Raw genomic sequence first — 426 nt, 5'->3', positions numbered from 1 at the left:
TTGCCGTTGGGGCCGCGGTGCCGACCGCGACGGCGCGCATCGACCGCATCCGGAGCGCGGTGTCGCAGCTCGCCGGACTCATCGAGCGCCTGCTGTCGAGCACCCAGCTCGCAGAGGCGCAGCTGAAGCTGTCACCGCGAGAGACGGACCTGCGTGCGCTGCTCCAGACGGCCTGCGACGTGCAGCGCGAGATCAGTCCTGCCTTCGAGATCGACCTGTGCATGCCCGATACGCCGGTGGAAGCGGAGGTGGACTGCCGGCTGATCGCCCAGGTCATCGCCAATCTGCTGTCGAGCGCCGTCAAGTACTCCGGCGACGCACGGCGAATCGATGTCGCCCTCGACGTCACGACGTCTCCCGCTGAGTCGGCGGTGATCCGCATCGTCGATCGCGGCATCGGCATTCCCGGCGACGAGATCGGGCGCC

Annotated in this window: 1 protein-coding gene; it reads left to right on the top strand. The window is 68.8% G+C overall.

The window, feature by feature from the left end; all coding sequences use genetic code 11:
• Nucleotides 1-426 (top strand): sensor histidine kinase KdpD (locus I6F37_RS41270; RefSeq protein WP_249795475.1); only part of this gene is annotated, 426 nt, incomplete at both ends.

The sequence above is a fragment of the Bradyrhizobium sp. NBAIM08 genome (genome assembly GCF_020193935.1).
Lineage (GTDB): Bacteria > Pseudomonadota > Alphaproteobacteria > Rhizobiales > Xanthobacteraceae > Bradyrhizobium > Bradyrhizobium yuanmingense.
The sequence above is the reverse complement of the archived record's forward strand: the minus strand, read 5'-3'. Positions and strand labels throughout refer to the sequence as shown.